The organism is Acidobacteriaceae bacterium (assembly GCA_035944135.1).
In the GTDB taxonomy this organism is placed as follows: domain Bacteria; phylum Acidobacteriota; class Terriglobia; order Terriglobales; family Acidobacteriaceae; genus Granulicella.
In genome coordinates this window covers 78,746-98,260 of record DASZBM010000003.1, presented here as the reverse complement: position 1 = coordinate 98,260, position 19,515 = coordinate 78,746, and the positions used below count along the sequence as shown (strand labels likewise).

General features: G+C 62.7%; 16 protein-coding genes and 1 tRNA gene. 10 read left to right on the top strand and 7 right to left on the bottom strand.

Annotation, left to right across the window (positions count from 1 at the left end):
* From VGU25_10135 to rpsL, 4 genes are all read right to left on the bottom strand, one after another.
* On the bottom strand, positions 1–128 hold a 128-nt coding region (locus VGU25_10135; protein ID HEV2577557.1), incomplete at its 3' end, for a GTP-binding protein.
* Positions 129–274: 146 nt separating this feature from the next.
* Positions 275–2,365, bottom strand: a complete 2,091-nt coding sequence (gene fusA / locus VGU25_10130; GenBank protein ID HEV2577556.1) for an elongation factor G — start codon at positions 2,363–2,365, stop codon at positions 275–277.
* Positions 2,366–2,463: 98 nt separating this feature from the next.
* Positions 2,464–2,934 (bottom strand): 30S ribosomal protein S7, encoded by a 471-nt coding sequence (rpsG, locus tag VGU25_10125; GenBank protein HEV2577555.1) that lies wholly within the window; start codon positions 2,932–2,934, stop codon positions 2,464–2,466.
* 103 nt (positions 2,935–3,037) lie between these two features.
* Positions 3,038–3,421 carry a 30S ribosomal protein S12 gene (gene rpsL, locus VGU25_10120; GenBank protein HEV2577554.1) on the bottom strand — a complete coding sequence of 128 codons (384 nt, stop codon included), beginning with the start codon at positions 3,419–3,421 and terminating at the stop codon, positions 3,038–3,040.
* A gap of 523 nt (positions 3,422–3,944) precedes the next feature.
* Between rpsL and VGU25_10115 the strand changes: the two genes are divergently transcribed.
* From VGU25_10115 to VGU25_10105, 3 genes are all read left to right on the top strand, one after another.
* Positions 3,945–4,733, top strand: a complete 789-nt coding sequence (locus VGU25_10115; GenBank protein HEV2577553.1) for a GNAT family N-acetyltransferase — start codon at positions 3,945–3,947, stop codon at positions 4,731–4,733.
* 60 nt (positions 4,734–4,793) lie between these two features.
* Positions 4,794–6,821, top strand: coding sequence for a S9 family peptidase (locus VGU25_10110; GenBank protein HEV2577552.1), 2,028 nt, complete (start codon positions 4,794–4,796; stop codon positions 6,819–6,821).
* A 232-nt stretch (positions 6,822–7,053) separates the two neighbouring features.
* Positions 7,054–9,417 (top strand): hypothetical protein, encoded by a 2,364-nt coding sequence (locus VGU25_10105; GenBank protein ID HEV2577551.1) that lies wholly within the window; start codon positions 7,054–7,056, stop codon positions 9,415–9,417.
* A gap of 242 nt (positions 9,418–9,659) precedes the next feature.
* Here VGU25_10105 and nusB read toward each other — a convergent pair whose 3' ends face one another.
* Positions 9,660–10,085 (bottom strand): transcription antitermination factor NusB, encoded by a 426-nt coding sequence (gene nusB, locus VGU25_10100; protein ID HEV2577550.1) that lies wholly within the window; start codon positions 10,083–10,085, stop codon positions 9,660–9,662.
* Positions 10,085–10,978 carry a 6,7-dimethyl-8-ribityllumazine synthase gene (ribH, locus tag VGU25_10095; GenBank protein HEV2577549.1) on the bottom strand — a complete coding sequence of 298 codons (894 nt, stop codon included), beginning with the start codon at positions 10,976–10,978 and terminating at the stop codon, positions 10,085–10,087. Before ribH ends, nusB begins: the two co-directional genes overlap by 1 nt.
* 51 nt (positions 10,979–11,029) lie before the next feature.
* Here ribH and VGU25_10090 point away from each other — a divergent pair, with 51 nt between their 5' ends.
* The 4 genes from VGU25_10090 (at position 11,030) to VGU25_10075 (ending at position 15,663) form a co-directional block, all read left to right on the top strand.
* A complete protein-coding gene (locus VGU25_10090) occupies positions 11,030–11,839 on the top strand; it encodes an enoyl-CoA hydratase-related protein (GenBank protein HEV2577548.1) in 810 nt (269 codons plus the stop codon).
* A 61-nt stretch (positions 11,840–11,900) separates the two neighbouring features.
* Complete coding sequence (locus tag VGU25_10085; protein ID HEV2577547.1) at positions 11,901–12,443, top strand: hypothetical protein; 543 nt, start codon at positions 11,901–11,903, stop codon at positions 12,441–12,443.
* A 98-nt stretch (positions 12,444–12,541) separates the two neighbouring features.
* Entirely contained in the window at positions 12,542–14,386 is a 1,845-nt protein-coding gene (locus VGU25_10080; GenBank protein HEV2577546.1) for a DUF2339 domain-containing protein, read from the top strand.
* Positions 14,383–15,663 (top strand): DUF3999 family protein, encoded by a 1,281-nt coding sequence (locus VGU25_10075; protein ID HEV2577545.1) that lies wholly within the window; start codon positions 14,383–14,385, stop codon positions 15,661–15,663. Before VGU25_10080 ends, VGU25_10075 begins: the two co-directional genes overlap by 4 nt.
* A 104-nt stretch (positions 15,664–15,767) precedes the next feature.
* Here the strand turns inward: VGU25_10075 and VGU25_10070 are convergent.
* A tRNA-Ala gene (locus tag VGU25_10070) sits at positions 15,768–15,843 on the bottom strand.
* Between the two features lie 284 nt (positions 15,844–16,127).
* Between VGU25_10070 and VGU25_10065 the strand changes: the two genes are divergently transcribed.
* The 3 genes from VGU25_10065 to VGU25_10055 all read left to right on the top strand — a co-directional run bounded on the left by VGU25_10065 (position 16,128) and on the right by VGU25_10055 (position 19,474).
* Positions 16,128–16,799, top strand: coding sequence for a sigma-70 family RNA polymerase sigma factor (locus VGU25_10065; GenBank protein HEV2577544.1), 672 nt, complete (start codon positions 16,128–16,130; stop codon positions 16,797–16,799).
* Positions 16,799–17,524: an anti-sigma factor gene (locus tag VGU25_10060; GenBank protein ID HEV2577543.1), complete on the top strand. Its 726-nt coding sequence runs from the start codon at positions 16,799–16,801 to the stop codon at positions 17,522–17,524. The genes VGU25_10065 and VGU25_10060 overlap by 1 nt, the downstream gene beginning before the upstream one ends.
* Before the next feature lie 153 nt (positions 17,525–17,677).
* Positions 17,678–19,474, top strand: coding sequence for a hypothetical protein (locus VGU25_10055; protein HEV2577542.1), 1,797 nt, complete (start codon positions 17,678–17,680; stop codon positions 19,472–19,474).
* The last annotated feature ends 41 nt before the right edge of the window (positions 19,475–19,515 follow it).

Below are 19,515 nucleotides of genomic sequence, written 5' to 3'. Positions count from 1 at the left end.
TTCTTCGGGTTGTGCTTCGACAGCACCTTCGTGATCGCCGCCGTCAACGTCGTCTTGCCGTGATCAATATGACCAATCGTCCCAACGTTCACATGCGGCTTGCTGCGATCAAATTTTTCCTTCGCCATGACTACCTTCTCCGTTTTTTGCTGAAGACTTATCGTCTAGCTCGCTACTGCTAACCCTTGTCTCTGCGCGCGCCGAAAATGTTTCGGCTCCAGCGCGCGGCTTACGTTGCGGCAAAACCCCAGAGAAACGCTCCTGCTGTCTCTCTTTACTTCTTCTCGCCCTGCACCTTGGCGATGACCTCTTCGCTCACCGACCGTGGCGCCTCTTCATACTGCTTGAACTCCATCGAGAAGTTCGCGCGGCCCTGCGTGCTTCCACGCATCGCCGTCGCATAGCCGAACATGTTCGACAGCGGAACCGTGGCCTTGATGGCCTGCACACCGCCGACCATTTCCATGCCCTCGATGCGTCCGCGCCGCGAGTTCAGGTCGCCGATGATCGTGCCCATATACTCCTCCGGCACCGTCACCTCAACCGCCATCACCGGCTCCAGCAGCACCGGCTTGGCCTTGCGCGCAGCCTCCTTGAACGCCATCGATCCGGCGATCTTGAAGGCCATTTCGTTCGAGTCGACATCGTGATAGCTGCCGTCGTACAGGCTCACCTTGATGTCAACCATCTCGTAGCCCGCCAGCACACCGCCCAGCATCGCCTCGCGAATACCCTGGTCGATCGGCTTGATGTACTCCTTCGGAATCACGCCGCCCTTGATGTCGTTCGAGAACTCATAGCCCTTGCCCGGCTCGTTCGGCTCAATCCGAATCTTGGCGTGTCCGTAGTTGCCCGAGCCACCCGTCTGGCGAATGTACTTGCCCTCCGCCTCAGCCTTGGAACGGATGGTCTCGCGGTAGTTCACCTGCGGCTTGCCGACGTTCGCCTCAACCTTGTACTCGCGCATCATGCGATCGACGATGATCTCCAGATGCAGCTCGCCCATGCCGGCGATGATCGTCTGCCCGCTGGTCTCGTCGGTCCGGACCTTGAAGGTCGGATCTTCCTGCGCCAGCTTCGCCAGCGCCAGACCCATCTTCTCCTGGTCCACCTTCGTCTTCGGCTCAACCGCAACTTCGATTACCGGCGCCGGGAAGTCGATCGACTCGAGCACAATCGGAGCCTTCTCCGTGCAGATCGTGTCGCCCGTCACCAGGTTCTTCAGACCCACAGCCGCGCAGATATCGCCGGCAAGAATCTCCGTGATCTCCTCGCGCTTATTCGCGTGCATCTTCAGCAGACGGCCGATACGCTCCGTCTTGCGCGTACGCGGATTCAGCACCGAGTCACCAGTCTTCAGCGTGCCCGAGTACACACGAATGAAGATCAGCTGCCCGACGAACGGATCAGTCATGATCTTGAATCCCAGCGCCGCAAACGGCTCGCTGTCGTCCGCCTTGCGGACAAGCCTGTGCTCCGGATTCTCCGGATCGACACCTTCGATGGCCGGAACATCCAGCGGGCTCGGCAGATATTCCACCACCGCGTCCAGCAGCGTCTGAATGCCCTTGTTCTTGAACGCCGTTCCGCACAGCACCGGGAAGACGCTCATCGAGATCGTCGCCTTGCGGATAGCGCGCTTCAGCTCCGCAACCGTGATCTCCTCGCCCTCGAGGTACTTGTGCATCACCTCGTCATCAGAGTCCGCAACCGCCTCGATCAGCTGGTTGCGCATCTCTTCGGCCTTGGCCTTCAGGTTCGCGGGAATCTCGACGACGTCGTACTTCGCGCCCATCGTCTCGTCATTCCACACGATGCCGCGCATCTCCACGAGATCCACAACACCCTGGAACTTCGACTCTTCACCGATAGGAATCTGAATCGGAATCGCGCGCGCGCCCAGACGATTCACGATCGTCGAGGTCGCATACTCAAAGTTCGCGCCCGCCTTGTCCATCTTGTTGATGAAGCAAATCCGCGGAACCTTGTACTTATTCGCCTGCCGCCACACCGTCTCCGACTGCGGCTGAACGCCCTGCACCGAATCGAAGCACGCGCACGCGCCGTCCAGCACGCGCAGCGAGCGCTCCACCTCGGCCGTGAAGTCCACGTGCCCCGGCGTGTCGATGATGTTGATGCGGATCCCGTTCCAGGTGCAGGTCGTCGCGGCCGACGTGATCGTGATGCCGCGCTCCTGCTCCTGCTCCATCCAATCCATCGTCGCGGTGCCCTCGTGCACCTCGCCGATACGGTGCGTGATGCCCGTATAGAAGAGGATTCGCTCCGTCGTCGTCGTCTTGCCGGCGTCGATGTGCGCCATGATGCCGATATTCCGACACTTGGCTAGAGGTACTGTGCGTGCCACGGTAGTTCTTTCTGCGGACCCAGTCCGCTGTTCTGCAAACCTGTTCAGATCAGCTCAGCACTTACTAATCTCTGATCTCTGATCTCTAATTTCTTCGCTTACCAGCGATAGTGTGCGAACGCCTTGTTCGCCTCAGCCATGCGGTGAACGTCTTCCTTCTTCTTCATCGCGGCGCCACGGCCATTCGCCGCATCCAGCAGCTCGGCCGTCAGCTTGTCGACCATGCCCTTCTCTCCGCGCGCGCGGCCGTACGTAACCAGCCAGCGAATCGCGAGAGATGTCCGGCGCTCCGGGTTCACTTCGATCGGCACCTGGTAGTTCGCGCCACCGACGCGGCGGCTCTTCACTTCCAGCATCGGCTTCACGTTCTCGACAGCCTTCTTGAACAGCTTGAGAGCTTCGTCGCCGCCCTTGGCTTCGAGGTTCGTCATCGCCTCGTAGAAGATGGCCTGCGCGGTCGACTTCTTACCGCCCCACATCATGCTGTTGACAAACTTCGTGACCAGCGTCGACTGATAGATCGGATCCGCTGCCACTTCCCGCTTCGCGATATAACCTTTTCTCGGCATTCTTCTCTCTCTTCTTCCCCCAGCGCGGTGAACCTCTCACGTTCTGGGCCTAAAGCTTCTGTCTTTTCACTGACTACTAACCACCAACGACTAACTCGCCGCCTTACTTCGCCGCTGCCTTCGGCCTCTTCGCGCCGTACTTCGAGCGGCTCTGCTTCCGGTTCGCCACGCCAACCGAATCCAGCGTTCCGCGAACAACGTGATAACGAACACCCGGCAGATCCTTCACACGGCCGCCGCGGATCAGCACAATCGAGTGCTCCTGCAGGTTGTGGCCGATGCCTGGAATGTACGTCGTGACTTCAATGCCATTCGTCAGGCGAACACGCGCGACCTTGCGCAGCGCCGAGTTCGGCTTCTTTGGGGTCTGCGTGTACACACGCGTGCAAACGCCGCGGCGCTGCGGCGATCCCTGCAGCGCAGGGCTGGCAGTCTTATAACGGGTCGGCGTGCGGCCCTGCTTCACGAGCTGATGAAATGTCGGCACTCTAAAATCCTCTTCCTTCTTTGCAACTCCGGCCTGCGATATCGCGACCGGGCTTCCGATTTCTCCCTCGGACACGCCGCAGGGCAGCTCCTTCGCTCTCTTTCCGGCACCAACCCTCTGGGTTCAGCACACACGAAAGGCGGTGAACTCAAACGCTCACCGGCGAAGTTCTGAATCCTGCACGCGGCCGTACTGCTCAACCACGCGGATTGCCATCACTCACTTGAATGACAGACGACGGTGGCCAGGCTCTTCAGAACAGCGCCTTTTACTCACGCCGTCCCGCCCCAACTCCGTTTCGCCTGCTCCGGCCCGCATAGCCCATCCCCATGGGTTCCCGCCAATTCGCGGGGAGGAGGGTGTCGCAGACACTCAGAAAGGCACGTTCCCGATATTCGCGGAACCTTCTTACTTTACCAAGTTGCTGAAACAGCGTCAAGATTGGGCCGGATCTCGAAAACTGTGCGCCCATGATCCCGATTTTGGGACCTGGACGAGCTGAACGTTTCTTCGCGGCGAATAGATGCTGACTCCCAACCTGCTACATCTGAAGGAGATGCAACCCGACCCAGCCCTCCTGTTCCCCAACCCGCCGCTCGAATCCCTCAGCACCACCTTCGGCCAGGTTTCCCTCCAACACGGCCTCGCCCTCAAGTTCCCCCGCCAGATCACGCCCTTCGCTGCCCTCCTCAAAAACTCCGCCGCAGCGCTCTCCGACCTCCACTCGCTCCTCGAACCCGGCGAATCCACCTACATCGTCTCCTTCGAAGCTCCCCCCACGATCCCCGGCATCACCACCTCCCGTCCCTACCCCGTCCGCCAGTTCGAGTGGCCCGCCACCGCCCCCATCCCACCCATTTCCGACAGCCTCACCATCGAACCCCTCACCTGCGCCCACGCTCAGGAGATGGTCAACCTCACCGACATTGCCTTCCCCGGCTTCTTCCGCATCCGCACCTGCGAGATGGGACCGTACTTCGGTATCCGCAGCTCCCGCGGCGCCGGAAATAGCGCCCGCGGCACCGGAAATAACGCCGGCCGCCTCGTCGCCGTGTGCGGCGAGCGCATGAACATCCGGCGCGCCGAAGACACCTTCCGCGAGATCTCCGGCCTCTGCACCCATCCCGAATTCCGCGGCCGGGGCTACGCCCCCGCCCTGCTGGCCCACATGCTCCAGCTTCACCGCGCGGCCGGCCTGCGCTCCTATCTCCACGTCGCTTCCAGCAACCCCACCGCCATCGCCCTCTACGAACGCCTCGGTTTCATCCCGCGCGGCGAGTTCCCGCTCTACTCCGTCCGCCGCCCCGCCTGACCATCTGCACCCGCTCGCGCTCCGAGCGCAGCGATCCCGGCGAATGGTACGCTCCATTCCATGTTCTTCAAGCGCCATCTGCTACCCGCTCTTGCCCTGTGCTCCGCCCTCGTCGCACTTCCCGCACTCGCCCAGCGTGGCATGGGCAACATGCATGCCCCGGGCGCCGTCGCCCTCTCGCCCGATGGCGCCACCGTCGCCTGGACCCTCCGCTCCCGCGACGGCTCGACCCTCCACCTCACCTCTGTCTCGGCCCCCACAGACGACAAGACCATCGCCATCCCCAACGCCACCGGCTGCGCCTACTCCAGCCCCATCTGGTCGCCCGACGGCCAGACACTCGCCTTCCTCGGCGCCTGCGCCCCCGAGTCCAAGGACCCCACCGTCCCGCGCCAGTCCCAGGTCTACCTCTGGTCCAGGTCCACCGGCGACGTCAAACAGCTCACCCACGTCACCGGCGACATCAACCAGCCCGCCTGGTCCCCTGACGGCAAATCCATCGCCTTCCTGTTCGTTGAAAATGCCACCCGCACCGCCGGCGCCCTCGACGCCATGAAGCCCTGGGCCGGCGTCATCGGCGAAGACGGCGTCGAGGTCCAGCGCGTCTACGCCGTCGACTCCACCTCCGGCACCGGCAGCTTCCTCACCCCGCTCACACTCCACGTCTACGAGTTCGACTGGGCTCCCTCGAGCAAGGAGATCGCCTACATCGCCGCCGACGCCCCCGGCGAGAACAACTGGTGGATCGCCCAGCTCTGGGCCGCGCCCGTCCACATCGACGCCAACTCCGTCCCCGAGCAGCCGCGCTCCGTCTTCAATCCCAACACCACCCATTCCGCCCTCCACGGCCTCCAGATCGCCGTCCCCCGCTACTCGCCTGACGGCAAGCGCATCGCCTTCATCGGCGGCCTTATGTCCGACCAAGGCTCCACGGGCGGCGACCTCTGGACCATCGCCTCCGACGGGCACGGCGAGCCCACCGACATCACCCCCGGCATCGACGGCACCCCCTGCTTCGAAGCCTGGATCAACGACCACGAGCTCGGCTTCGTCGAAGACCGCCGCGGCCACACCCGCCTCGTTGACTGGAATCCCGACACCAAAAAAGAAATCATCGCCACCGACCTCGGCGAAGTAACCGTCTCCGGCGGTCAGATCAAAGACGCCGTCTCCGTCTCCACCAAAGGCCCACTCGCCTTTACCGAAATCAGCCCCACCCACGCGCCCGAAATCTACCTGGCCGACGGCGACAAGGTCACCCAGCTCACCCACCTCAACGACGCCACCAAAACCGCCGCCGGTCCCCGCTTCGAATCGATCGAGTGGGAGAACGAAGGCTTCCACGTCCAGGGCTGGCTCACCTTCCCCAGGGACTACGACCCCGCCAAGCGCTACCCGCTGATCGTCTCCGTCCACGGCGGTCCCTCCGCCTCCGCCGGTCCGCGGCCTGACACCATGTTCTCCAACGCCGGCTACTTCGTTCTTGCCCCCAACCCGCGCGGCAGCTTCGGTCAGGGTGAAAGGTTCGTCCAAGCCAACCGCAAGGACTTCGGCTACGGCGACCTCCGCGACATCCTCAAGGGCATGGACACCATCGAGGCCAAATACCCCATCGACAAAAATCGCGAAGGCATCACCGGCTGGTCCTACGGCGGCTTCATGACCATGTTCGCCGTCACCCAGACCCACCGCTTCCGCGCCGCCGTCGCCGGCGCCGGCCTCTCTGACTGGCTCAGCTACTACGGCGAAAACTCCATCGACCAGTGGATGATCCCGTTCTTCGGCGCCAGCGTCTATGACGACCCCGCCGTCTACGCCAAATCCTCCGCCATCACCTACATCAAGAAGGTCAAAACCCCCACGCTCATCATCGTCGGCGACCGCGACGGCGAGTGCCCTGCGCCGCAGAGCTTCGAGTTCTGGCACGCGCTCCGCGACCTCGGCGTGAAGACACAGCTCGTCGTCTATCCCGACGAAGGCCACGGCTTCCGCAACCCCCAGCACATCGCCGACCGCAATCAGCGCGAGCTCAAATGGTTCGCCGACAACATGCCCGCCACCACCAACCAGCAGACCGCGCAGAAGTGAGCGAGACCGTAGAGGATAGGCCGTAGAGGGTAGAGAACCGTGCAGAGCAGATGTGCCATGGCGGTTCTCTCTACCCTCTACCCGTTATCCTCTAGCCTCTAATCACTTTTTCCCCGTCCCCCCGTTTGCCGCTTTCCCCGTCCAACACCTACACTGGAGGCTCGGAGATCAACGATCCGGCGGTTGAGATTGACCGTTCAGCGTGAGTTCCGGTTGAACGGGGAGGTTCTTAGTGCGGCTGTTTGTCACCAGATCAGTCCGGCGTTATGTCGGTCTGGCAATTCTTCTTTTCTTCACGGTTCCCTTCGGTTTGTCGGTCATCGGCTGCGGTCATAAAACTGCCCCGCCGGTTTACTGCAGCGCCAGCGCCAACTCGGGTCCGGTCGTCGGTCAGGCTTACGTCATCAGCCTTTCGCCCAACCTCGCCGTCGTCGGCGAATCGGTCAACTACGGGCAGATCATCTCCGGGCTCTCCGCCACCACGCAGGATTGCAAGGGCAACAGCGTCTCGGTCAGCAAGTACACCTACGCCACGACCAACATGGCCATCGCCGACGTGAACCCCTCGACCGGTGCCGTCTGCGGCGGCACGTGGAACCGGCAGTCCGGCAGCGGCATCCCCGACTACACCATCTGCAATCCGCCCGCGACCACGCCAGCCAACTCCGTCGCCTACATCACCGCCAGCGCCGACGGCGTCACCTCCAACGCCATCGCCGTCTACGTGCATCCGACCGTCACCGGCGTACAGCTCGTCACACCGGAATCGGCTACGTCCTGCAACGCCAACGACCCAACCAGCGACTGCTGCCCCTCCAACAACACCACCACCCCTGAGCCGCCCGCTCCCGGATACGACGGCACCTCCTGCGTCTCGCAGAACAACCGTGTCCAGCTCGCCGGCAAGGTCTACTACGGCGGCTTTACGGATCCCGCCCACAACATCACCTGCCAGGTCGGACACCTCACCTTCGCCGCGCAGGGCGCCTCCAACATCGTCACTATCGACCAGGCCGGCTTCGCCACCGCCAATCAGCCCGGTTCCGTGAACATCACCGCTACGGTGTCCAACTCCACCACGGCTTCCAACGCCGGATTCTTTTCCACCTGCCCTCCGGCCAGCATCCAGCTCACCGCCGTCGGCCAAAGCGGCAGCAACATCAATGTGGGGCTTAATAACGCGCAGCCCTTACAGGCGACCGTCTTTGACACAAACGGCAAGCCGATCACAGGCATCAGCCTGACCTACAACTCCACCACCCCGCAGACCATCTCGGCCTCGTCCGGCTCCATTCTGCCCAGCTTCCCCGGCTCGGCCAACATCACGGCAGTCTGCGAGCCCGGCGTCTGCAATCCGTCGCCCCTCAGCCAGATCGGCTATCTCGGCAACGGCAAGCCGCTCACTTCGAATGCCATCACCGTCAACACCGCCGGCTCCAGCGGAACCGTGCTCTACATGGCGTCCACCAGCTCGCAGTATGTTGTGCCCTACGACTTCACCCTCAAGCAGCAGGGCACGCCCATCAAGCTGCCCTACGTTCCCAACTCGATGGTCATGTCCCAGGATGGCTCGACCCTCTACTTCGGCAGCCCGCAGGGCATCATGACCATCTCCACCGCGGGCAACACTGCATCGGCTGCCAACCAGACCATCCCCGGTACCGTGCTCGCCGTCTCGCCGGACGGCACCACCGTTGTCGTCACCGACCCGACGCGCCAGACCGTTTCGCTCGTCGGCAATGGCGCCATTGCCACCAGCTACGGCAACGTGGTGGGAACCAGCGCCGCCTGGTCCCCGGACAGCCAGACCGTCTACATCACCACGAACACCAACACGCTGCTCACACACAACACCTTCAACAACTGGCAGGTCACGCCGACCAACACGCTCTACACCAACGTCACCGTGACCGTTCCCCACGTCGGCGCCTACTTCGCCGGCACAGTAACCGATGGCCGCAGCTATTGCCCGACGACCACCATCCTTACCCCGGGCTCCAACGGCAACCCGCCCACCACGGCCAACGTCTACTACCCGCTTGCCGGTGAAGTCGCAGCCCGGACCGACGTCCTCGCCGCAACCACGGACGGAAACCACATCCTCGGCGCCGCCGTAACCGGCGGTGCAGCCACCCTTGACGACATCAGCGTCGTCCTTCCGGTCCAGACTCCCTGCCCGATGCCTGGAGCTCCCCCGCTGACCTTCCAGAACACCAATACGGCGGTCCCGCTCTCGCAGATCGCCGCCACTCAAATCGATGGAGTCGTCCCGGCCAGCAACTCGGCGCTCGCCTTCGTCACCTACATGGGCTCCAGTGGTCTGCTGCCCGAGTATGTCCCGGCTACAGGCGCGGTGACGTATCTCCAGCTAGGCAACGGGGCCACCACGGCCACCGCCCCGCTCAGCGGCGTCTTCTCCACCGACAACCTCAACTTCTACGCCGGCGCCTCGGACGGCCAGGTCCACCTGATCTCCATCAACGGCACCACCGCAACCGAAACCGGTGTCCTCCAGCCCGCCCTGCCCAACGCCAACGGCAGCGGCAACGCACCGGTCAACCTCATCGCCCAGCACCCGAAGAGGCTGCAGTCTTAACGAATACAGGGGCGCGATCCCCGTCGCGCCCCCTGACATTCTCTTGACCCGGGATTGAAGCGAAAATTAGGAACGAAAAGCTCTGCGCTCGGCTTGACAAAATACCCACTGAAAAAGGCCCCTCACCCGAGGGGCCTTCACTTTGCCGCACGCTCTAAGCCCAGCCCGGCGCACACTAGGTCCGGACCTAAGTCCTCTTCTTTGAAGATTTTGCGCAAAAACCAGGGGGGGGAGGGGGGACCCTACCGCTTCAGTCTTTCGTCAAGCAGCTCGCGCCCGATGGCGTCCAGCACTCCGTTCAGAAACTGAAGGCTCTCCGGCGCTGCATACCGCTTCGCAATCTCCAGCGTCTCGTTGATCACGATCGGTGCCGGCGTATTCGGATACCCCAGCATCTCCGCCACCGCCGCCCGCAGCAAATTCCTGTCCACCGCCGGCATCCGCTCCAGCCGCCAATTCTTGGCATGCTTCTGGATCAGCTTGTCGACCTCATCCTCACGCCTTGTCGCCAGGCGGTGAAGGTCGTCGGCAAAGCCTCTGGTCTCGTCGTCAACGTCATCGCGCGACTCCCAGAACAGGCGCTCAACCTCTTCCGGCTTCTGCTTCCCCAGGTCGCCCTGGAAGAGCATCTGCATGGCCAGCTCACGGCTCTTGCGGCGCGTTCCCATCAGCGACCCGCTTCCGTTTCATGGCCCTGCAACCTGGCGCCCAGCTTCGCGCCAATGGACGCCATCTCGATGGCCGCAATCGCCGCCTCGAAGCCCTTGTTGCCGGCCTTCAGCCCGGCGCGGTCCAGCGCCTGCTCCAGCGTCTCGCAGGTCAGCACGCCAAACGAATGCGGCACGCCCGTCTCCTGCTGCGACTGCCCAATCCCCCGCGCCACCTCGGTGTAAATCGCCTCATAGTGCGCTGTCTCGCCGCGCAGCAGCACGCCCAGCGTGATGATTGCTGCAAACCGCTTCGACTCCGCCAGTGTGCGCGCCGCGGCCGGAATCTCCCACGCCCCCGGCACCCTCACAATCTCAATCAGCTTCGACTCCGCCCCGGAGCGCAGCAGCGCGTCCAGCGCGCCCTGCAAAAGACGATCCGTAATGACCGCATTCCAGCGCGCAACGACAATCGCGAAGCGTTTGCCCTCTGCCGACAGATCACCTTCGATCGCAATCGGCCGCCCGCGCAGTGGATTTTCCGATTGCCAGAACCCGATCTTGAGTCCGGGCGCGAGATCAGCGGTAAACAGCCGTGAATTCCAGTGCGTCGCTGCCGGTGCAGACAAACGAACCACAGCCTCTTCGGTGCGGAAGTTCGTGGCCATCCAGGCGCGCACAACCGCATACACCGCATCGAGCTGCGTCGTCTCAATCAGGATTTGCGGCACAGCGGGTGCGCGGCCGACGACGAGCTCAAGATTGCCCAGTGGCGCGAGGAACGGCGCGCCTTTCCCGCCGTCAACATCCCACCCCTTGCCCTCTTCAAAGCCCAACGAGCGGAAGAGACTGCCCAGCTTCGCATAGGCGTCCTCCGACGCAACCGGCGCAATGCTGGTGATTCCCTTGATCATAGGATCGATTGTATCGTCAGCTTGCTGAGGGGCTTTGGAGGTTCAACCGGGATGTCTACGACAGAAGAATCGACGGACCTACGCTGGACGAGACTGCGCGTGGAGCATGAGGGCGCGATCGCAACCGTGACGCTCGACCGTCCCGAGGTTTTGCACGCACTCGATGCCGTGATGTTCGATGAGCTCGAGCTCGCCTTTGGAGAGCTAAGCAACGACGCGAGCGTGCGTGTGATTCTGCTGACCGGCTCCGGCGAACGCGCCTTCGCCGCGGGCGCAGACATCCGCGCGCTTGCCGGCACCGATGCGACATCAGGACGCGCAGCCTCGGAACGAGGACAGCAGGTGTTCCTGCAGATTGAGCGTTGCGGCAAGCCAGTGATTGCTTGCGTGAACGGTATCGCACTCGGCGGAGGATGCGAACTCGCGCTGGCCTGCACGTTCCGCATCGCCAGCGAACGCGCGAAGCTCGGACTGCCGGAGCTCAAGCTCGGTCTCATCCCAGGTTACGGCGGAACACAGCGGTTGCCGCGCCTCATCGGCCGGAGCGCGGCGCTGCGGCTGATGCTGACAGGCGCTGCTGTCGACGCGACTGAGGCGCTGCGGCTCAGGCTGGTCGACGAGGTGGTCCCGGCGGGCGAGTTAATGACGCGTGCCCGTGCGCTGGCGGAATCCATCGCGGGAATGGCTCCGCTGGCTATCTCCGCAGTGATGCAGGCGGTCGCACGCGGTCAAGATCTGCCCATTGAAGGCGCCCTCAAGGTTGAGGCGGAAATCTTTGGCGAACTGTGTGGGACAGTCGACAAACGCGAGGGGCTTGCCGCGTTTCTGGAAAAGCGCCCGGCAAAATGGACCGGAGCCTGAACGTCTTCAGTCACTTGATGACTCGCTGCCCCGCTGACCGCTGACTTGCTATTCTTAACCAGTGACCCGCCGCAGCCTGCCGCTTCTGTCCTGCCTCGTTCTGCTTCCACTCACTGGAGTGCTGTCCGGCTGCCACAGCCACACCTTCAGTCAGGACGCGGAGCAGGCACGCGCCGAGCGCAATGCCCGGCAGGACAGCGATCGCCAGCAGCTGGATATGATCCCGCCGCCATCGAAGAGCCGCTTCATGGCGATCCACACAGCAGAGTCGTGGGAGAATCCGTCGATCACGGTTGAGCCCGGCATGCTGGAGCTGCGCATCACTCTCGCCGACCCCGACCCTCAACTCGGTTCCGGAGGCATGCTTCGCCCCGTCTCCGCCCGCCAGCAGGAGCTGAACATCTCGCTGGACAAGCTGGATGAGGCGGTGAGCTCGATTCCCGAGAGCGCGTGGCCTTACGGCCGGGTGGTGTCGGTCGAAGAGCCCACGAATACGCCTGCGAAGGCCGAGCCGCAGGTTCGCCGCAACCTGGAAGTGACCGTGCGCGAGCTGAACGACCTCGGGGTCGTCGCCTACGACGTGCGCGACGGCATCGTGCGCTAAGCAAGTCGCAAACCGAAGTTATCTACTGATTTCCGCGCGCCTCACTGTACATTGGTTCCGTTATGAACGGCAGCGATGTTCAGGACTTACGAGAGCAGTTGGCGGAGCTCCGTTTACGGGTCGCGTGGCTGGAAAGCCTGATCGGGGCGCAACAATCGCATGCGCCGATCGTGGTGGAGCAGCCTCCTGTCGCGGAGATCGCCGCACCCGTCCAGTTCCACGTGCCACCGCCGGAAAGCGCTGGCCGTGAGGTCGCAGCGACACCGACACCCGTGGCAAGTGCACCTCCGGCGCGCGTAGCGGTTGCTGCGCCGCATGCGACGGATCGATCGCTCGAGAGCCGCATCGGCTCGCAATGGTTCAACCGCATCGGCATCCTTGCAGTCCTGATTGCGATGTCGTGGTTCCTCAAGCTGGCCATCGACAATCACTGGATCGGGCCGCTGGGCCGCGTGGTCATCGGACTGATCGCGGGGATCGGACTGATCGCGTGGTCGGAGCGCTTCAGCCGCAAGGGCTACGTGATCTTCTCCTACTCGCTGAAGGCGCTGGGCAGCGGCATTCTGTACCTTTCGCTGTGGGCTGCGTTTTCGCTCTTCCACCTGATTCCATCCTCGGTTGCGTTCATCGCAATGATTGCGGTCACCGCGTTCAACGGAATCATGTCGTGGGTGCGCGATTCGGAGTTGCTCGCGCTGTATTCAATCGTTGGCGGACTCAGTACGCCGCTGCTGCTGTCGACGGGCGAAAACCACGAAATCTCTTTATTCACCTATCTGCTCATTCTGGATGTTGCCGTTCTTTTGCTGGCAATGCTTCGTCCTTGGTCGCGGCTTCTCTTCGCAGCGTTCACGGGCACGACGCTGTTTGTCGCGGGCTGGTGGATCAGGTTCTACACGGACGATCAATTCGCACGAACCGCATTCTTCGTCGCATGTTTCTTCCTGTTGTTCGCGTTCGCTCCGCGGCTTGTGCGAACCGTCGAAGAAAGCACGCACAAGACGAGTCCATGGGACAGTCTGGCCACAATCGTCATCCCGCTGGCGAATGCCGCACTGGGATTTCTGGCGTTTTATGCGCTGCTCGACCGGCAGGAGACCGCGTGGGCCAGTCCGTGGCTTGCGGTGGCGTTCGCGGCCTTTTATCTGCTGCTTCTGAGGCTTCCCGCGCGCGGTATCGCCAGGCGGAACTCGCCGGTCTCTTCCGCGTTACAACTCGTCACGGCGATCGTGTTCCTCACGATCGCGATCCCGCTCAAGACGCAGGGCCGGTGGCTCACGATCGGCTGGCTTGTGCAGGGAGCGGCGATGCTGTGGGTGGCGCGTCGGCTGGATCAGTGGCTGCTTCGGACGCTGGCCCTCATCGGTCTCGTGCTTGGACTCGGAGCACTGTTGCTCAACAATCCACCTGCATCGTTGACACCGTTGCTGAATGAGCGGTTCGCAACCTATTGCGTTGCCATTGCGGTTTTCGTGTTCGTCGCGCTGTTGTCGCGGAGCGCTGAGCCCAGCGTGAGCGAGCAGCATACGATTCCCTGGACTACAGTGGCGGTTTCTTCCGCGCTGCTGATCAGTCTGCTGATCCTGATTGCTGTGAGTTGGGAGATTCATGGCTACTGGTGGTTCGTGCGCTGGCGTGGCGACTGGAGCCTGATGCATGACTACCGGATGTACGCGCAGTTCACGTACTCAGCGTTTTTCATGATCTACGGCGCGATTCTTCTCGTTGTCGGATTCTGGCGCCACTCTGCGTTTGTAAGGTGGCAGGCGCTGGTGCTGCTCGCGGCAGCGATTGCCAAGGTGTTCCTCGGCGACATCAATTCGCTCAGCCAGGGCTATCGGATTCTCAGCTTTCTGGGGCTCGGTGTGCTGTTGCTGGCCGTCAGCTTTGTGTATCAGCGTGACTGGCTGCACCTCCGTGGCCCGGAGAGCGAAAACGCATGAAGGCAGCCGCTTTGCTTGCCCTGCTGGTGTTGAACGGGGCCTCGACGGACACAAACCACTTTCGTTTCGAGCGGTCGATTGTAGGGATAGCGCAGAGTTCCTCGCAAACTTGTGTCGTGTTGGACCCTGGGTTTTTTGCGCACGCCGCTCCCGCCCTCGCTGATCTGCGGCTCTTCAACGGTATCGTCGAAACTCCGTATGTCGTTCGCGCCGCAGCTCCGGTCGAAACCTCGCGGAGCTCGCTCGATCCGCTGAATCTCGGCACCCGCGACGGGCAGACCAGCTTCGACCTCGCCATGCCGTCAGGCACGTACAGCGATCTCGAGCTTAGCGTGTCCGCACAAAATTTCATCGCCACGGTCAACGTCTCTGGAAGCCAGTCGGAAAATGCATCCGCCGAAACTCGCCTCGGCGCCTTCACCATCTTCGACCTGAGCGCGCAGAAGCTCGGCCGCAGCACCGTTCTCCATCTGCCTCCATCGGACTTCCGCTATCTGCATTTCCGAATCACCGGCTCGCTGAAACCGGACGAGATCCAATCCGCATCCATCTCGCGCGATCCCGTCACGCAGGCCCTGTACACACTTGTTGCTGAAACCTCCGTTGTGAAACAGCAGCAGCACATTTCAGTCATCACCTTGACCGTGCCCGCGGAGGTGCCGGTCGACCGCGTTCTCTTTGTGCCCACGGATCAAACCGGCAACTTCACCCGCGATGTAACCGTAGAGATCCAGCCGGGAATAAAGACTCAGCCGCAGGAGGACAGCGCTCATGGTGTGGAGATGCTCCCCAGTTTCTCGGGCAATCTCCTGCGTCTCCACCGGATCGCAGACGGCCGGCACATCGACGAAGAAAGGCTCGCAGTTGACGTCAGCAATGAGCTTGGGAACGAACAGACGGCCTGGGTCATCACCATTGAAAACGGCGACGACCCGCCTCTCGCCTTGAAGGACGTCCGTCTCGAAATGCAGCAGCGCGAGCTCTGCTTTGACGCTGCGCCGAACAGTTCCTACACGCTCTTCTACGGCGACAGTTCTCTTCAGCCGCCACGCTACGATTACGCGACGCTGTTCGCGCCGCAGAAGAATCCGGCGCCGGCGACGGCCGGACCCGAGGAGCCGAATCCTGCATACCAGCCGCGACCGGACGATCGGCCGTTTACGGAGAGGCACCCGGCGCTGCTGTGGATCGCCCTTCTGGCAGTAATGGTTGTGCTTGGCGTTGTCGCGGTGCAGTCACTCTCGGGTCCTCGCCCGCAGGACGGAAACGTCCGGTAATCGACCAGAACCAGCGTTTCAAAACGCGTCAAAACCGCACAAAAACGCGCAAAAAGCGCTCGTTTTCGCACCATTTTTTCAGCCGGATTTTGTAGAAAGGAAGTTGGTGGACCTGATCGGGATCGAACCGATGACCTCTTCCATGCCATGGAAGCGCGCTCCCAGCTGCGCCACAGGCCCACTCTTGAGGACTCCCTCATTCTCGCCCGTCGCGCGCTTCACGTCAAACGAGGGTGCGTGCGATGAAGGAACAAAAGGACTTTGTGAGGTGTCTAAGCAGGGAGAGTGGGCGAGCACTCTGCCGCCGGCGGCGCAGTTCCCCTCCCGCTTCAAGATGAGACCAGATGGTCGCGCGATCATGCGGTACGGTCGTCTAAACCAAAGGGTCTCTGGACAGTTGTAGCGCCGAGGGCCTACTTTAAAGGGCACTCGGATTGGGGCTGCCAATGCGAGCAGGGGCTGCGATGAGCGATCTGGCAAGCGCGATCGGGATCCGAGCGGAGGAGCAGGAGCTCGTGCGCGAGCTGAAGAGCGGCTCCGAGCAGGCCTTCGCGTTGCTGATTGCCCAGTACAGCCAGCCGATTTACTCGCTGATTGCACGGAGTTTGCGCGATCCGTCGGAGGCCGCGGACGTGACCCAGGAGGTCTTCGTCAAGGTCTTCCGGAGCATCCGTGGGTTTCACGGCGACGCCAGTCTGCGGACGTGGATCTACCGCATTGCCCTGCACGAGGCCAGCAACCAGCGGCGCTGGTGGAACCGGCACAAACGGCAGGAGCTGGCGATCGACGCGCCTATGGAGAACGAAGACGGTGAGTGCACCTGCATGGCTGAGACCTTGCGTGCAGCCGATGCGTCCCCCTTTGAGGAGTGCCTGCGGACCGAGACCCGGCAGCGAGTGGAAGCTGCGCTGAGAAACCTTCCGGCCGCGTATCGCGAGGTAGTTGTATTGCGCGAGATTGAGGGCTTTGGGTATGAAGAGATTGCCGAGATCCTGAATGTGAATCTCGGAACGGTGAAGAGCCGGCTGACGCGAGGACGGGCGGTGCTTCGTGAATCTTTGAAAAAGAAAGACTTGGAACACGCGGAACATAACGGTTCCACAGCGGCGGCCGGTAGACTGGAAGTGGTGATCTGATGACTTCGCAGCACGATCTCGAACAGCAGATGCAGGCGGTGAACGAATCTCTGGCGGGCCAATGCCTGGCGGCCAGGGCTGCGTTCTCGTCGTATCTGGACGGCGCGTTGAGCGGCGTGGAGATGGGGCGGGTTGCGGATCATCTCGAGGGATGCGCGCCGTGCGCGGCGGAGTTTGACGGCTGGCTGGCGATGCAGACGGCCCTGGCGGAGATTGGCCCGGCGCGGGCACCGCGGCAGCTTCAGCAACAGATCCAGACAGCGCTTGGCGAGGAACGCGAGCGCGGGAGCCATCTGCCTCTTTCGGGACGGATTGCGCTGACCTGGCGGACTTCGGTTGCGCCGCTGGCGGTTCAGACCGCAGGCGGGATGGTGGCCGCTGTCCTGTTGGCAGCCGGGCTGTTCCGGCTGTTCGGGCCGGGGGTTGCTGTACAGGCGAACGACGATGGAATGGCACACCTGATCGCGCCGCATTACCTGTACTCGCAGGTGGCTCCGATGGCCGTGGAGACCGGACGCGATGTGCCGGTTCTGATTGACGCCAAGGTAGATACGCGTGGCATGGTGTACGACTACACGATCCTTCAAGGGCCAAGCGACCCGTCGGTGCGGCTGCAGGTGGAGCAGAATCTGCTGTCGAGCGTGTTCAAGCCGGCAACGGTGTTCGGCGAGCCGGTGGATGGTCACGTCATGGTGACCTACACGGGCGTGTCGGTACGCGGCTAAGGCTAGCGGATACCCCAGAGGCGAAAGCCTGCTTCCTTTGCGGCGGGTTACGGCAGGGCTAAAGCCGTGCCCCTTCGAGACACGACGTGTTTGCGATGTCTTGTGCCGCTTCCATAGACTAAGCGGGTGCGTCAGTTCAGTACGGTGCCCCTTTTGAATCGCATCCTCCAGCCAGCCCTTTTCGCGATCGGTTCAGGGGTTGTTTGTCTCGGGCTGATGGGCCCTGTTGCGTTTGCGCAGAGCTCGTCATCGTCTTCGTCGGCGCCTCCGGGTGAGCAGGCTGCCGATAACCAAAACCCCATCGCGAGACCGAGGGCGGCGCAGATTGAGCCGGGCGGCGCCGCGGTAACGCTGGAGACCAGCGAGCCGCTGTTCCAGATGGCGGCGGCGCTGAATGCATGTGGCTACGATGCCGACCTGGATCACTCGGCGCCGGTGCGGGCCGAGATCCGGGCGGACATGAACGCCGCGCTGCAGCAGTCTGAAGACGCGCGCAAGAGCCGCGACGCGCTGTGCGACTACGTTTCGCAGCACCGGCTGACGGACTCTGGTTTGGGGATTGGGCAGTATGTGTCGCTAGCGCTTTATCTCTCGCCCGCGCCAGACCTGACGCCGAACGTGGATGAGACGGAGCTGCCGCCGCAAGCTGCGCAGGTGGTCAACGTGCTGCCGCTGCTGCGCGCGTTCGCCGAGCAGGTGAATCTGCACTACATCTGGGTGCATCATCGGGCGGAGTACGAGGCGTTGGCGGCGCGCGTGCACGACCCCATGGTGAAGATGATTTTGAACACGAACATCTATCTGCACCAGCCGGTCTCGAGCTACGACGGACGCCGCTTCCTTGTGCTGCTGGAGCCGATGCTATCGCCGGCGCTGACGAACGCGCGCATTTACGGCATGGATTACATCATCGTGATGTCGCCGGATAGCAGCGCGGGCGACCCCGTGCGGATGAATGAGATCCGCCATATTTACCTGCACTACGTTGTGGAGCCGATGGTGTACAGCCGCGGCCAGGCGATGGAGCGCATTCAGCCGGTGCTTCGAGGCGTGCAGGATGCGCCGATCGAGTTCACGTACAAGAGCGACGCCGTGGCGCTGATTACCGAGTGCCTGATCAAGGCGATCGAGGCGAAGTTGTTTGTGGTCGATTCGCCCGCTCCGCAGAAGCCAAAGGGCGCAGTGGGACGTGCAGAGACCGACCGCTACGAGGCGCAGAAGGCCGTCTATGATCACGCGAACACGCTGGCGCGGCAGCGGCTCGTCGACACCGACGAGGCACAAGGATGGGTGCTGACCGGCTACTTTTACCAGGCGCTTGGAGCCATGGAGCATAACGGCGACGGGCTGCGCGATGAGATTGCACCGATGATCTACGGCATGGACGTGGATCGCGAGCGGCGGCATGCGCAGCAGATTGTCTTTGTGAAGGAGGCACCTGCGGACCCATTGAGCCGGGGAGGGACGCGGCCGCACAAGCTGGAAGGGCTTGACCTCGCGGAGATGGACCTGGCCAAAGGCGATGTGGACGGCGCGGCGGAGCTGGCAGACAAGGCCATGCAGGATCCGAAAGCCGACCATGGCGAGGCCCAGTATCTGCTGGCGCGGGTGGACCTGATCCACGGGGATGCTGAAGAGGCGAAGGACGGGTTTGAAAAGACCCTGACGCTGACCAAGGACCCGCGGACGCTAGCCTGGAGCCACATCTACCTGGGCCGGCTATACGACACGATGGCGACGCCGGACCGGAACCACGCCGTGGCCGAATATCAGGCGGCGCTCGAGGTTCGGGATGGGCGGCCAGACACGCGCCAGGCGGCCGAGGCCGGGCTGAAGAAGCCGTTTGCCCTGCCCCGGCGCGAGGACGCCCAGCCGGATCAGAGCGATGCAAACTTCGACCCAACCGGCAAGGCCCAGAAAGAGGCCTACAAACCGGACGCCCCGAAGTAGCCGGGGCAGATTGGTGGGAGGGTTCGCCCACCTTCGTTGGA

Bases quoted from the DNA above. Each gene is read 5' to 3' on its own strand.
- rpsG (HEV2577555.1), bottom strand. From the start codon at position 2,934: ATGCCGAGAAAAGGTTATATCGCGAAGCGGGAAGTGGCAGCGGATCCG.
- VGU25_10115 (HEV2577553.1), top strand. From the start codon at position 3,945: ATGCTGACTCCCAACCTGCTACATCTGAAGGAGATGCAACCCGACCCA.
- VGU25_10110 (HEV2577552.1), top strand. From the start codon at position 4,794: ATGTTCTTCAAGCGCCATCTGCTACCCGCTCTTGCCCTGTGCTCCGCC.
- nusB (HEV2577550.1), bottom strand. From the start codon at position 10,085: ATGGGAACGCGCCGCAAGAGCCGTGAGCTGGCCATGCAGATGCTCTTC.
- ribH (HEV2577549.1), bottom strand. From the start codon at position 10,978: ATGATCAAGGGAATCACCAGCATTGCGCCGGTTGCGTCGGAGGACGCC.
- VGU25_10090 (HEV2577548.1), top strand. From the start codon at position 11,030: ATGTCTACGACAGAAGAATCGACGGACCTACGCTGGACGAGACTGCGC.
- VGU25_10075 (HEV2577545.1), top strand. From the start codon at position 14,383: ATGAAGGCAGCCGCTTTGCTTGCCCTGCTGGTGTTGAACGGGGCCTCG.
- VGU25_10065 (HEV2577544.1), top strand. From the start codon at position 16,128: ATGAGCGATCTGGCAAGCGCGATCGGGATCCGAGCGGAGGAGCAGGAG.
- VGU25_10060 (HEV2577543.1), top strand. From the start codon at position 16,799: ATGACTTCGCAGCACGATCTCGAACAGCAGATGCAGGCGGTGAACGAA.